Genomic DNA, 13,258 nt, shown 5'->3' with positions numbered 1-13,258 from the left:
GAGTTTGATCAATTTAAATCAGAACTTTCCTCCAAGGAAGAGCCCTTGCAGCAGTTGGAAGCTGCCCTGGACTTGGATACCAAGAGAAAAAGAATCATAGAGTTGGACCGTATGATGGAGGAACCCGATTTTTGGGGGGATCCGGAGAAGGCCAACAAGCTTTCCACAGAGGCGAGACATTTGAAGGACGAGCTGGAAGGCTTTACCGCACTAAAAGGCAATTATGAGGATATTGAAGCCCTGATTCAGATGGGGAAAGAGGAAAATGATGATTCCGTAATTCCGGAGATTCGGGAATTACTGGACAGCTTTTCCGAAAGATTGGATCAGATGAATACCACCCTCCTTCTGTCCGGAGAATATGACAGCATGAATGTTATCCTTCGTTTAAATGCCGGAGCAGGCGGAACGGAAGCCAATGACTGGGCAGGCATTCTTTACAGAATGTACACCAGATGGGCGGAACGCCACGGTTTTACGGTGAAGATTTTAGACTATCTGGACGGGGATGAGGCCGGCATTAAGTCCGTAACTATGGAAGTGGTGGGAGAGTATGCCTACGGCTACCTTCGCTCCGAGTCCGGCATTCATCGTCTGGTGCGTATCTCCCCCTTTAATGCCCAGGGAAAGCGACAGACCTCCTTTGTATCCTGTGACGTTATGCCGGATATTGAGACGGATATCGATATTGAGATTCGGGAAGAGGACATTAAGATGGAGGTTTTCCGTGCCTCCGGTGCGGGTGGACAGCACATTAACAAGACCTCCTCTGCAGTTCGTCTGATTCATATTCCCACCGGCTTTGTGGCAGCCTGTCAGGAGGAACGTTCTCAGCTTCAGAACAAAAACAAGGCCATGCAGATGTTAAAGACCAAGCTTTATCTGAAGGAAAAGGAAGAGCAGGAAGCGAAGCTTGCGGGCATTCGAGGAGAAGTGAAGGATAACGGCTGGGGATCCCAGATTCGTTCTTATGTTTTACAGCCCTATCGTATGGTAAAAGACCTGCGTACCGGGGAAGAAAGCGGCAATACGGATGCGGTTTTGGATGGAGACATCGATCGTTTCATTTCCGCTTATCTGAAGTGGATGCAGTTGGGCTGTCCGGATCGAAAGATTGCGGGAAATGACTAAAACAGGGAAAAGTTTCTTAGGAGAAGAAAGGGGCGAATGAGATGAAGATTGCTATCATGGGCTACGGAACCATCGGATCCGGCGTGAAAGAAGTGCTGGATATGAACAGAGCACAGATTGAGAAAAAGGGCGGAGAAGGTATTGAAATAAAGTACATTCTGGCCAGAAAAGAGCATATTCCCGGTGTGGAGGATGCCTTGGTCACTACAGATTTTTCCGTCATTGAAAATGATCCGGAAGTGGAGCTGGTGGTGGAATCTATCGGAGGAATTCATCCGGCTTACGAGTATATTAAAAGCTGTCTGGAAAAGGGCAAGCATGTGGTAAGCTCTAACAAGGCGGTGGTGGATGCCTGCGGTTCCAAGCTGATTCGTACGGCGAAGGAGCATAACTGCAACTTCTATTTCGAGGCTTCTGTAGGAGGCGGAATTCCGGTTATTCGTACCCTTTACCATAACTATGCCGGAGAAAATGTGACGGAAATTACCGGTATCTTAAACGGTACCACCAACTTCATCTTAACCAAGATGAGGGAGGAAGGCTCCAGCTTTGAGGACACCTTGAAGGAAGCGCAAAGACTGGGTTATGCGGAAAGAGATCCCTCTGCGGATATTGACGGCTTTGATACCTCCAGAAAGACTGCCATCCTCCTTTCCATGACCTCCGGTAATCGTTGCCGCCACGAGGATATTTACACGGAAGGAATCCGGAATGTCAGTGATATCGATATGGCTTATGCCAAGGCATTGGGATACAGCATTAAGCTTTTGGGATCCGTACAGACGGTGGAGGATAAGTACTTTGCTTATGTAGCCCCCATGATGGTGGAGGAGCAGGATCCTCTTTACCCGGTAAATGGCGTGTATAACGGTATTCGTATCGTAGGAAACTGCCTGGGAACCACCATGCTTTACGGCATGGGAGCCGGTAAGCTTCCTACTGCCAGTGCGGTTGTTTCCGATATTATTGCGGCAGTGCGTCATAAAAATAATTTCCAGGGAATCGGCTGGTCCGATAAAATGATTGAAATTGAGCCCATGGGCGGAAACGCTTTCCGTTATTTCCTTCGTATTGAAGGGACGGAAGAGGGGATTGAGAAGGAATTAAAGAGCTATTTCGTAGAGAATGGAAAGGTAAAGGTTCATGTTCTTCCCGGACGAAAGGATGAATTTGCCATTATTTCCGATATTCTTTTCGAAGAAGATTTTCTGGCTCGTCTTTCCGCTTTCGAGGATGAAACCGGAAGGAGAGTATTCCACTACCTTCGTGTAAATTCCGCTTCGGAGGAGTAAGGAGATATCGCCGGCTAGCCGCAGCAGAAACGAGAGCTTCTTTTTGGGAATATCGCTTGTATGGAACTCGATGACATAGGTCTTGCCTGCGCCATCGGGGAAGAATAAAAAGAAACGCTGGCGTCTAAGGCACCAGCGTTTTTTGTGAATAGGAGTAGGGATGGAGTGGATTAGCAATAGTGAGGAAGAAAGCTATCAGTTGGCCTTTCGCCTGGGACAGGAAGCCAAAAAAGGCGAGATCTACTGTCTGGAGGGAGACCTGGGGGTAGGAAAGACCGTCTTTGCCAAGGGTTTTGCCAAGGGCCTGGGGGTTTCGGAAAATGTAGATTCCCCCACCTTTACCATCGTGAAGGAATATCAGGGAAGAGAACAGCTCTATCATTTCGACCTCTACCGTATCGTAGATCCGGAGGAACTTTGGGAAATCGGCTTTCAGGACATGCTTTCCGGGGAAGGCATCGCTTTAATGGAATGGGCCAGCCAGGTCAGGGAGGATATCCCTCCGGAAGCCAAATGGATTTATATTGAAAAGGATTTAAGTCAGGGATTTTCCTTTCGGAGAATCCGTATGGAAGACAGCAAAGAAGAGAAGTAAAGTAAAAAACATCAGAAAGTTTATGGGAAAGCTCTTTAACAGAGGATAGGAAATAGAGCAATCTATGAAATAGAGTAATCTGCGAAATAGAGTAATCTATGAAAGAAAAGGATAAAAAATGATAAGCTTAGCATTAGACGCCTCCGGGAGAGTTTCCGGGGTTTGCCTTGTAAAGGACGGACAGATTTTAGGAGAGATGGATTTACAAATCGGACTCACCCATTCTGAAACCTTACTGCCTCTTTGTATCAGTCTTTTGGAGCATTGCAAGGTTTCTTTGGAAGAGGTGGATCAGATTTTCCTATGCAAAGGGCCGGGCTCCTTCACCGGTCTTAGAATCGGAGCGGCAACCGGAAAGGGGCTGGCTTTGGTCGGAAATATTCCCCTCTATGGAATCAGTACGCTGGAAATGTTGCAGGAAAATCTTAGCTTTTTACCAAATCCCATCCATGTGCTTTTGGATGCCAGAAGAGGACAGGTCTATACCGCATCTTACCGTTTGGGACAGTGTATTTCTCCGGAAAGGGCTGTGAGTATTGAGGAGCTTCTTGCTTTTGCAAAAGAACAGGAGGGACAGCAGATTTTCTTGGGGGACGGCATTTTTCCCTATAGAAAGCAGATTGAAGAGAGCCTGGGAAAGGATCTTTGCCTTTTCCCCAATCCCCAGAACGCCCTGCAAAGGGCAGCATCTCTGGCTTTACTGGGAGAAAAGAAAAAGGCGGAGGGCTTGGAAGCGGGATTTCATCTGGAGTATTTAAGGAAGCCTCAGGCGGAAAGAGAAAAGGAAGCAGGGGCTTTAAAGGATTTTCAGATTGTGCAGGAAGAGGCGTACAAGGATTTAGGAAAAACCAAGGATAAGCTGATTGCGAAGAACTATCCGATTCACGAATAAAGTGGGCAGAGTGGAATGGAATCTATCAAAGAATCAAGTAAGTTGTTTGGAAAGAGCAATTACCACTCATTGCTTACAATCAAGGAGGAGAAATGTTTTTTCGGTACATGGAAGTACGGGATGTGGAAGAGATTTGGGAGATGGATCAAGCACTTTTTGGCAGTATGGCCTATTCCCGGCAGGATTTTCTTCGTGCCGTGGAGGGAAAATACGATAGAGCCATTGTCTTGATGGAGGAAGAGGAAATCTTAGGCTACGCGATTCTGAGAGTCTTAGGCGTGGAAGGAGAGCTGGAAAGCATTGCCGTGAAGAAAAAGCATCAAGGTAAGGGTTTTGGGAAACAACTGCTTCGGGAAATTCTCTCCATAGGAGATCGGGAAGCCATTCAGAAAATATTTTTAGAGGTAAGGGAAAGCAATGACCCTGCCAAAGCAATCTATGAACGAGAGGGATTTCGGGCCTTTTCCAAAAGAAAGGCGTATTACCGGGATCCGGAAGAGGATGCCATCCTCATGGAAAGGACGATACAATAAATTATGTTAGAATTATGTTTACTGGGAACCGGCGGTATGATGCCCCTTCCCAAGCGCTGGCTCACCAGCTTAATGTTACGCTGTAACGGGTCCAGTCTTTTGATAGATTGTGGGGAGGGAACCCAGATTGCCATGCGGGAGAAGGGGTGGAGCCCCTACAGCATTGATACCATCTGCTTTACCCACTACCATGCAGATCATATTTCCGGACTTCCCGGAATGTTGCTTAGCATGGGAAATGCGGAGCGAACCAAGCCGGTGACCATGATTGGCCCTAAAGGACTGGCCAGGGTGGTAAATGGACTAAGAAGTATTGCACCGGAGCTTCCCTTTGCCATCGAATATATAGAAATTCAGGAAGAAGAGCAGAGATTTTCCTGTGAAAGCTTTCAGGTAGAGGCCTTTAAGGTACAACACAGTATTCCCTGCTTTGGCTATAAAATCACTATTCCCAGATCCGGAAAATTTTCCGTAGAACGGGCAAGAGAGGCGGGCATTCCCGTGTCCTGCTGGAATCGCCTGCAACATGGAGAAGCGGTAGAGCATGAGGGCAGTCTGTTTACCCCGGATATGGTCATGGGAGAGGCAAGACGGGGGATTTCGGTAGTCTATTGTACCGATACCAGACCGATTCCAAGGATAGCCGAAAAGGCGAAGGATGTGGATTTGTTTATCTGTGAAGGAATGTATGGGGAGGAGGACAAGCTCTCCAATGCCAAGAAACACAAGCATATGACTATGGAAGAGGCAGCCATCTTAGGCCGGGAAGCCCGGCCCAGAGAAATGTGGCTTACCCACTATTCTCCTTCGGAGGTTTATCCGGAGCAGTATAAGGATAAGTTCAGCCATATTTTTCCGGTGAAATTCGCCAGAGATGCTTGGAGCAAGGACATTTCCTTTGAAGAAGAGGAATAGAGAAAGAGTATAAAAAGAGTACAGAAAGAAAGAGTACAGAAAGAAAGAGTACAGTTTTATGGAAGATGTTTTGATTCTGGGAATCGAAAGCAGCTGTGATGAAACCGCAGCGGCAGTGGTAAAGAACGGAAAGGAAGTGCTTTCCAATGTGATTTCCTCTCAGGTGGCTCTTCACGCAGAGTTTGGAGGGGTAGTGCCGGAGATTGCTTCCCGTAATCATTTGGAAAAGATTGATGAGGTGATTCGTCTGGCTATGGATGAGGCGGGGAAAAGCTTTTCCGAGCTTACGGCGGTGGCAGTAACCTATGGTCCTGGACTGGTAGGCTCTCTTTTGGTGGGGGTTTCCGAAGCCAAGGCTTTGGCCTACGCCATTCAGAAGCCCTTGATTCCGGTACATCATATTGAAGGACATATTGCGGCAAATTATCTTGCCCATCAGGACTGCGTTCCTCCCTATGTTTGCCTGGTGGCCAGTGGTGGCCACAGCCATCTGCTGTATGTGGAGGATTACGGAAAAATCAAAATCTATGGAAGAACCAGAGATGATGCGGCGGGGGAAGCCTTTGACAAGATTGCCAGAGCCGTGGGACTGGGATATCCGGGAGGCCCGAAGCTGGAGCAGAGTGCGAAGGAGGGAGACCCCTTTGCCTATCATTTTCCCAAGGCCAAACTGGATACTCCCTATGACTTTAGCTTTTCCGGCGTAAAATCTGCGGTTTTAAATGAGTTAAACCATAAGAAAATGTTAGGAGAAGAAATAAGGGTGGCAGACCTTTGTGCCTCCTTTCAGGAGGGAGTCTGTGAGGACTTGGCGGAAAAATGCCTACAGCTTGCTCTGGATTTAGGGGTATCCAAAATGGCTGTGGCGGGAGGCGTCTCCGCAAATGGCTGTCTTCGAAGGAAGATGGAAGAGAAGGCGAAGGCTCACGGTTTAAGCTTTTACTGCCCAAGCCCTGTGCTGTGCACGGACAATGCGGCCATGATTGCGGCAGCAGCCTATTATGATTATCAGGCAGGAAAAAGGGGGGAGGCTTCTTTGAATGCTTATCCTTCTTTGGCTTTAACGGAAGGCTAGGGAGGGAAGAATGCCTAATCAAAGAGAAATTACCGTCATCCTTCTGATGGCCGGAAAAGGCAGCCGTATGGGATGCAAGGAAAAAAAGCAGTTTCTGCCCTTTCAGGGAAAGCCCTTGTATTATTCCGCCCTGCAAAAGTTTTGCAGCTGGGACAGGTGCAAAGAAATTCTTTTGATTCTTTCCAAGGAAGATAAAGAAAGGGTGGAAGGGGAACTTAAGCAATGGAGGGAAGAGCTGGGGCTTCGGTTCTTAGAAGGAGAATCCGCACAATGTAAAGAGGAGCTCGCTGCTTCATTTTCTCCGCTTACACAGGAAGGCATAGTAGTTTCCCTGATTGAGGGAGGGGCAGAACGCTACTGGTCTGTTTACTCCGCCTTGGAATTTTTGAAAAATAGGGAATCGAATAGAGAAAAGCATAAAAAAGAGCAGGAGATAAAGCATGGAGAAAGCAAAAATCTTCAAAACGAGCTCTCTCTTTTTATCCATGACGGGGCACGGCCCTGCTTTAGTTTAGACTTATGTGAAAGAATTTATCAGGCAAGAAAGTCCTATGGGGCAGTGATTCCGGGGCTTCCGGTGACAGATACCATAAAGCGAGTGGAGAAGGGTATTGTGCAGGAAAGCGTAGATAGAAGCAGTCTTTATCGGATTCAGACTCCCCAGGCATTTTCCTTTCCTTTACTTTGGGAAGCCTATAACGCTTTCTTAGAGAAGAAAGAAGAGGGGCTAAGCATTACGGATGACGCCATGATGGTGGAAGCCTTTACGAAGGAACAGCCCTATCTAGTTTTAGGGGAAGAGCAGAACCAAAAGATTACAGTGCCTGAAGATTTGATTTATCTAAAATTCATGGAAGAGTATAGTAAAAAATAGTGTGAGATCCTTCGAATTTAGATAGTAGTGTAAGAAAGGATAAGACCAGATGATTCAAGACCTGGGACAACATCATTTTCAAAATCAATATTATCCGGAAAAAAAGCCCGGAAAGGAGGATTTTTTCCTTTCTTTTTCAGGCAAGTCGGTTTTGGTAAAAAGAGAGTCAGGAAAGAAGGTGGATCCCTCGGATGCTATCATGAGCGGAGATGGTTTAAGCCTAAGATGTCCGGAGGGAGAGGGTTTTTCCTTTTATAAAATTAAAGAGTATTTAGCTTCTTTTCCCAAGGAAAAAGAGGAAGTACAGGAAAATGCTTTATCCCGAAAGAGAGAGCAGCAGGCCATGGTAAATGACTGGAGAAAGTCCTTTACCTACCTTTTTTCCTTGGACGGGCAGGACTATTATCTGCTGAAAGATATCGTGGAATTCGGAGAATACCTTTCTTTGGAAGAGTTGCGACGGGAGTTTAAAGGACCGAAGTCTCTGCTCTTTTTGGCCAATACAGGGATGCATCTCTTTCATTTTTATCAAAAGCACCGCTATTGCGGTGTCTGCGGCACTAAGACGGAGAAGGACAAAAAAGAAAGAGCCATGCGTTGTCCCAACTGTCAGGAGGTCTTCTATCCGAAGATTATGCCGGCAGTCATTGTGGGAATCATCCATAAGGAAAAAATCCTTTGCACAAGATACGCCAACAGACTAAGCTACTTACCCGCCCTTGTGGCAGGCTTTATCGAGATTGGGGAGACCGGGGAGGAAGCGGCGATTCGGGAGGCTATGGAAGAAACCGGTGTTCCCATTAAGGAAGTAAAGTATTATAAATCCCAACCCTGGGGAATGGCGGATGATTTGCTCCTAGGATATTTTGCAAAAGTGGATGAGGAAAAGGCTTCTTTTACGGAGATGGGAGAGGTTCAGATTATTCGAGAGGAGGAAGAGCTTTCCGAGGCGGTCTGGCTCAGTCGGGAGGAGCTGGAGCTCCAGGGAAATGATTTCAGCTTAACCAATGAGATGATGCGGACTTTTAAAGAAGGAAAGTTTGAATTACACGGAAGGAGAAACGGGTGAAAAAGGTATTGCTAATTGCCACAGGAGGAACCATTGCTTCCAAGCAAACAGAGGATGGACTGAGTCCTTCCCTTAGTGCAGAGGAAATCATTGCCTTTGTGCCGGAACTACAGAAGATTGCCGAGCTTTCCATTGTTCAGCTTTGCAATGTGGATTCCACCAATATGCAGCCCAAGATCTGGCGGGAGATGGGGGCTTGTATTCAAAAAAACTATGACCGTTATGACGGTTTTGTGGTTTTACACGGCACGGATACCATGGCTTATACCTCGGCGGCGTTAAGCTACATGGTGCAGTATTCCAGAAAGCCCATTGTCATCACCGGTTCTCAAAAACCCATTAATCAGGACAGTACCGATGCCAAGATGAATCTTCTGGACAGCGTGCGCTACGCCTGTGACCCTTATTCGGAAAATGTAGTTCTTCTCTTTAACGGCAATGTGATTTCCGGCACCAGAGCGAAGAAGATGATGGCCCGTTCCTTTCATGCCTTCCAAAGTGTGAATTTCCCTACCTTGGCAAGAATGCAGGACGGCAGAATCATTCGATATATCCCCTACCTGCCCCTGAGAGAGGCAGTGGAATTCCATTTGGATTTGGATGATTCCATCTGTGTTCTAAAGCTGATTCCCGGAACCAGACCGGAAATGCTTTCCTACCTTTTTGAAAATTATGATTGCATTGTTATGGAAAGCTTCGGTGTAGGCGGTATTCCGGAAAGTATGCAGGAAGTCTTTTATAAGGAAATGGAGAAGTGGCAGAAAAAAGGAAAAATCATTGTTATGGCTACTCAGGTGGTAAATGAGGGCTCCAATATGGAGATTTATCAGGTGGGACAGAAAATCAAAAAAGACTTCCAGCTTTTGGAAGCCTATGATATGACCTTGGAAGCCACCATTACCAAATTAATGTACCTAATGGCAAAGTATAAGGGAGATTATCCAAGCCTAAAGAAGGAGTTCTACACCACCATCAACAATGATATTCTCTGTGCGGTGCAATAGCAGGAATTGCTTTTCCTTGCTACTTTACCATACAAAAATAATAATAGGATGTGAAGTGAAATTTTTACTTTGCTTTCCGACAAAACAGCTTCGCTTGGGGGCACGCTCCCGCTAACTTCGCCACGCAGGGGTACTAAGCGAAAAACTTCCTTCCAGTCGTTTTTCGTAAGTGCCCGCGGGCTCAGATTACCCCTGCAGCGAAGCTATTTTGCATGAAAGCAAGTTTAGAAATCTCTTTTACTTCACATCCTATTTTCTTTACTGTAAGGGGAGGGCAAGGACGAAGCAATTCCTGCCATTCTTTCCGTAGCCATAGATTTTCCCCTTGTGGTTGGTGGAGATTTCCTTAGCGATGGATAGTCCCAAACCGAAGCTTTCGCTTTGGCTTCTGGCCTCATCCAGCCTTGTAAAGCGGGAAAATATTTTTTCGAATTCTTCCTTGCTAAGGCTCCTTCCTGCGGAATCCACGGAAAGGATGGCCATATTTTTTTCTCTGTATAGCTTCACATAGAGGGTAGAGGGTTTATCCGCGTATTTTCGTCCGTTATCCAAAAAGATTCGTAAAACCTCTTCCACTTGACTTTCTATAGCGTGCTTTAAGACAATATTCTGTTCTAGGTCAACCTCTAATTCCATTCCCTCTTCAAAAAACAAGGCTTCCATTTGCAGGCAGATTTCAGAAACTTTTCGGGAATAATCCATTTGTCCATAGGTAAATATCTGTTGCTCTAAACGGGAAAGCTGTAAAAGCTTTTCCACCAATCCCTGCATTTTCTTACTCATCACAGCGATGTTCTGAACAAAATCACCGGTTTCCGGAGCTAAATTCTGGTCTTCCAGAAGGGACAGATTAGCGGCGATAACAGCCAATGGCGTTTTTAATTCATGACCGGCATCGGAAATAAACTGCTTTTGCTTTTCCATGGCTTGCACACTGGGACGGATGGCCCAGGTGGAAAAGAAATAATCCAGAGGGAGGAAAAGCAGAATCAGTACCAAAGCTAAGAGCGCAGTGGAAAAGGCTTGTTTATTCAGTATGCTTAGTTCTCTCTGATAATCTCCTAAAATCAAGGTTTTTTGCCCTTCTTCTCTAAGAAGATAACGAAGCTTATAACGATAGACTGTACCGGAGCTTTTTCCTTTGCTCAAAATCTTCTTCACGATAGTATTTAAGACTTCGGAGCTCTCATCGGTGTAGATTTCTTCGTTGCTTTCCGCATCAGTTTTCGGAGAGCTTGTTTCTGCAGCTGTTTCCGAAGGGGCATCCTTTTGTTTGCTCTTCATATCCATCGGAGGAGAACCCGAATCCTTTCCTTCCGGACTTTTTTCGGAGGGGGGAGAATCAAGGGTGGAATAGTCCCAGGCCGGGGAACTTTGCTGGCTTGTGATTTCGTTATTCTCACCAATTTCCAAAATTACATAGGAAAAATAGCGACTGGGTAGAGCCTCATGTCCGTTTCGAAAGCCGGGGAACATCAGTTGCTCCAGCTCCATATCCATTTGCTCCTCCTGGGCCTTTTTACTATAGTTAAAGTTGGTGAAGGATAATATCAGTAGCATCACCGTAAAGAGCAAAAAGAGGAGTGCCATAATACGAATTTTCTGTTTTTTCATTACTTTCCTTTCTTACCTTACTTATTCGTTTTTTTTAAGAAAAGTTTTAAGCTTTTTTACTCCTCTTTGCCCTCTTCCTGCTCTGCCAGAAAATATCCCAGACCTCTACGACTTTGGATGCTAACCCTGCTTTCCAAAAGTCTGAGCTTTTTTCGGAGAAATCCGATATAAACCTCCACATGATTTTCCACCGCATCACTGTCATAGCCCCAAACCTTTTGGAGAATCTGCTCCTTACTTAGAATTTGATTTTTTCCTTGTAAAAGCATACGCATCAGTTCAAATTCCTTTTTGGACAGCTTCAGACTATTTGCTCCGGAAGAAAGATCCTTACTATCCAAATCCAGACTTAAATCTCCGAAGCTTAAGCTGTTCACTTCCTGTCCCTGTCTTCGTAATAAGGCGGAGATGCAGGCCAGTAGCTCTCTTTTGTCAAAGGGTTTGGTGAGATAGTAGTCAGCACCTCCCTCCAAGCCTTCGATACGATCCTCCAGCTGACTTTTGGCGGTAAGCATCAGAATAGGCAGACCGTTTTTTTCTTTACGCAGCTGTCTGGCTACCTGATAACCGTTCAGCTTGGGCATCATCACATCCAAAATCATTAAATCGTAAATGGCGGTTTTGGCATACTCCAAAGCCTCTTCCCCGTCATACGCCGTATCTACTTCATACTCCGCCCGCTCCAAAATCATTTTTATACTTTTAGAAAGAATTTTCTCGTCTTCTACTAATAAAATTCGCATAGGAGTCTCCTTTTTTTCGTTTTTCCTAGTATAATACAGGAAATATTGCAAAAAGCCAAAATATTTATCCTTTTAAAGCTTTACAAGCGATAAAAAAAATCTTAAAATAGGCAGGAACAAATGGTATTTTTGATAAAGGACGATTATGGAAGCGAAAAAGAAAAGTAGAATTTATGTAGAGATGCTGGGTGGCTTTTCTCTTTATGTCGGGGACAAGCAGTTAGACTTAGGAAATAACAATAAAGCCAATTTCCTAAAGCTCACCGAAATTGTCCTCTTAAGAGGGCTGGGGGGCATTTCCAAAAGAGATTTGATTGATGGAATTTTCGGTCATAAGTCCCTTTTGGATGAAAATAACAGCTTGAATAACCTGCTCCACCAGGCGAGAACCCAGTTGAAGAAGGCGGGGATGCCCGGAAAGAAGATTATTGACGGAAAAAGAGGAATCTATGCTCCGGAGTATCTTCCTGAGTATGATTACGTCATGGACGTGCAGGAATTCGAAGACATTTGCTTAAAGGCGAAGAACAGTAAGGAAGAGAGTAAGAAGTTGTCTTACTATCAGAAGGCTTTTAAGATATACAAGGGCGAATTGTTGCCGGAGTTTGCTACGGATTACTGGGTAATCTTGGAGAGCGTTCGCCTAAAGCGCCTTTATGATGAAGTGATTGAATTCTTAGGGGCTTATTACCGTGAGCATCAGGAATACGAAGAGCTTTTCATGATGTACGATCAGGCCAATAAAATCTATCCGGACAACGGATGGCAGATCGAGATGATTGATGCTTTGATTCTGAAGAAGGATTATAAGACCGCATACGATTTATACATGAAGTGCGCTCACTACTATCAGGACGAGTTGGAAGTACCCATTCCCGATGCTTTACGGGCTTGCTACGAAAGACTTTCCGACAATGTTCGTGTAGTAACCGACGATATCCGTCAGATTCAGGCCAACATTGTTCGTAAGGACGAGAAGCTGAAGAGCGAGATGGGAACCAGGAAGATTGGCGCTTACCTTTGCCCCTTCACCAGTTTTATTGACGTTTATCATGTACTTAGACGAAATCTGGAAAGAAGAGGCTCTTCCATCTTCATGATGCTTTGCACCTTGGTGGATTATGAAGGAAAGCCCATCCAGAATCAGGATAAGCTGAACACCCGTGCTGAGATTTTACAGCAGTCTTTATCCGAAGGCTTAAGAAAGGGAGACGTTTACACCAAGTATTCTTCCTCCCAGTATCTGATTCTTCTGATTGGAACCAAGAGAGAAGACTGTGCCATTATTTACCAGAGAATCTCCAGAAGATTAAAGGAGCTGGCAGGCTCTCGTGCAGAGTTCCGTTATCGTATCGTATCTCTTGCAGAGATTCCCGGAATCTTGGAGAGAAACGGTGCAATGGATGAGATTTAGAAGAAGTGCTTGACAGGAAAATGAAGCTTTGCTATGATATTCCTTGCGTTTCGCAAGCGTGCGTAGCTCAGCTGGATAGAGCGTCTGGCTACGGACCAGAAGGTCGT

13 protein-coding genes are annotated in these 13,258 nt (G+C 45.5%); 11 read left to right on the top strand and 2 right to left on the bottom strand.

What is annotated here, in order from left to right:
• From prfB to ACO4PX_RS04240, 10 genes are all read left to right on the top strand, one after another.
• The coding region (gene prfB / locus ACO4PX_RS04285; RefSeq protein ID WP_485571648.1) for a peptide chain release factor 2 at window positions 1-1,131 on the top strand (1,131 nt) is incomplete at its 5' end.
• A 41-nt stretch (window positions 1,132-1,172) separates the two neighbouring features.
• On the top strand, window positions 1,173-2,423 hold the full coding sequence (locus ACO4PX_RS04280) for a homoserine dehydrogenase (RefSeq protein ID WP_007156558.1): 1,251 nt from the start codon (window positions 1,173-1,175) through the stop codon (window positions 2,421-2,423).
• Between the two features lie 160 nt (window positions 2,424-2,583).
• On the top strand, window positions 2,584-3,018 hold the full coding sequence (gene tsaE, locus ACO4PX_RS04275; RefSeq protein ID WP_007156557.1) for a tRNA (adenosine(37)-N6)-threonylcarbamoyltransferase complex ATPase subunit type 1 TsaE: 435 nt from the start codon (window positions 2,584-2,586) through the stop codon (window positions 3,016-3,018).
• Between the two features lie 118 nt (window positions 3,019-3,136).
• Window positions 3,137-3,910, top strand: a complete 774-nt coding sequence (tsaB, locus tag ACO4PX_RS04270) for a tRNA (adenosine(37)-N6)-threonylcarbamoyltransferase complex dimerization subunit type 1 TsaB (RefSeq protein ID WP_485571646.1) — start codon at window positions 3,137-3,139, stop codon at window positions 3,908-3,910.
• Between the two features lie 92 nt (window positions 3,911-4,002).
• Window positions 4,003-4,443: a ribosomal protein S18-alanine N-acetyltransferase gene (rimI, locus tag ACO4PX_RS04265; RefSeq protein WP_007156555.1), complete on the top strand. Its 441-nt coding sequence runs from the start codon at window positions 4,003-4,005 to the stop codon at window positions 4,441-4,443.
• A 3-nt stretch (window positions 4,444-4,446) separates the two neighbouring features.
• Entirely contained in the window at window positions 4,447-5,358 is a 912-nt protein-coding gene (locus ACO4PX_RS04260) for a ribonuclease Z (protein WP_007156554.1), read from the top strand.
• A 58-nt stretch (window positions 5,359-5,416) separates the two neighbouring features.
• Window positions 5,417-6,433, top strand: a complete 1,017-nt coding sequence (tsaD, locus tag ACO4PX_RS04255; protein ID WP_007156553.1) for a tRNA (adenosine(37)-N6)-threonylcarbamoyltransferase complex transferase subunit TsaD — start codon at window positions 5,417-5,419, stop codon at window positions 6,431-6,433.
• 10 nt (window positions 6,434-6,443) lie between these two features.
• The gene (locus ACO4PX_RS04250) at window positions 6,444-7,307 is read left to right on the top strand and encodes an IspD/TarI family cytidylyltransferase (RefSeq protein WP_007156552.1); all 864 of its coding nucleotides are present in this window, start codon (window positions 6,444-6,446) and stop codon (window positions 7,305-7,307) included.
• 49 nt (window positions 7,308-7,356) lie between these two features.
• Complete coding sequence (locus tag ACO4PX_RS04245; RefSeq protein ID WP_007156551.1) at window positions 7,357-8,376, top strand: NAD(+) diphosphatase; 1,020 nt, start codon at window positions 7,357-7,359, stop codon at window positions 8,374-8,376.
• Window positions 8,373-9,380, top strand: coding sequence for an asparaginase (locus ACO4PX_RS04240; RefSeq protein ID WP_472451287.1), 1,008 nt, complete (start codon window positions 8,373-8,375; stop codon window positions 9,378-9,380). Before ACO4PX_RS04245 ends, ACO4PX_RS04240 begins: the two co-directional genes overlap by 4 nt.
• A 258-nt stretch (window positions 9,381-9,638) precedes the next feature.
• Here the strand turns inward: ACO4PX_RS04240 and ACO4PX_RS04235 are convergent, their stop codons facing one another.
• Window positions 9,639-10,994, bottom strand: coding sequence for a sensor histidine kinase (locus ACO4PX_RS04235; RefSeq protein WP_485571643.1), 1,356 nt, complete (start codon window positions 10,992-10,994; stop codon window positions 9,639-9,641).
• A 56-nt stretch (window positions 10,995-11,050) separates the two neighbouring features.
• Window positions 11,051-11,737: a response regulator transcription factor gene (locus tag ACO4PX_RS04230; RefSeq protein ID WP_485571641.1), complete on the bottom strand. Its 687-nt coding sequence runs from the start codon at window positions 11,735-11,737 to the stop codon at window positions 11,051-11,053.
• A gap of 145 nt (window positions 11,738-11,882) precedes the next feature.
• Between ACO4PX_RS04230 and ACO4PX_RS04225 the strand changes: the two genes are divergently transcribed.
• Window positions 11,883-13,151: a bacterial transcriptional activator domain-containing protein gene (locus tag ACO4PX_RS04225; protein ID WP_485571639.1), complete on the top strand. Its 1,269-nt coding sequence runs from the start codon at window positions 11,883-11,885 to the stop codon at window positions 13,149-13,151.
• Window positions 13,152-13,258: the final 107 nt, after the last annotated feature.

Source organism: Oribacterium sp., assembly GCF_057249185.1.
Note: the sequence above shows the minus strand (reverse complement) of the source record. Positions and strands in the feature narration are given on the sequence as shown.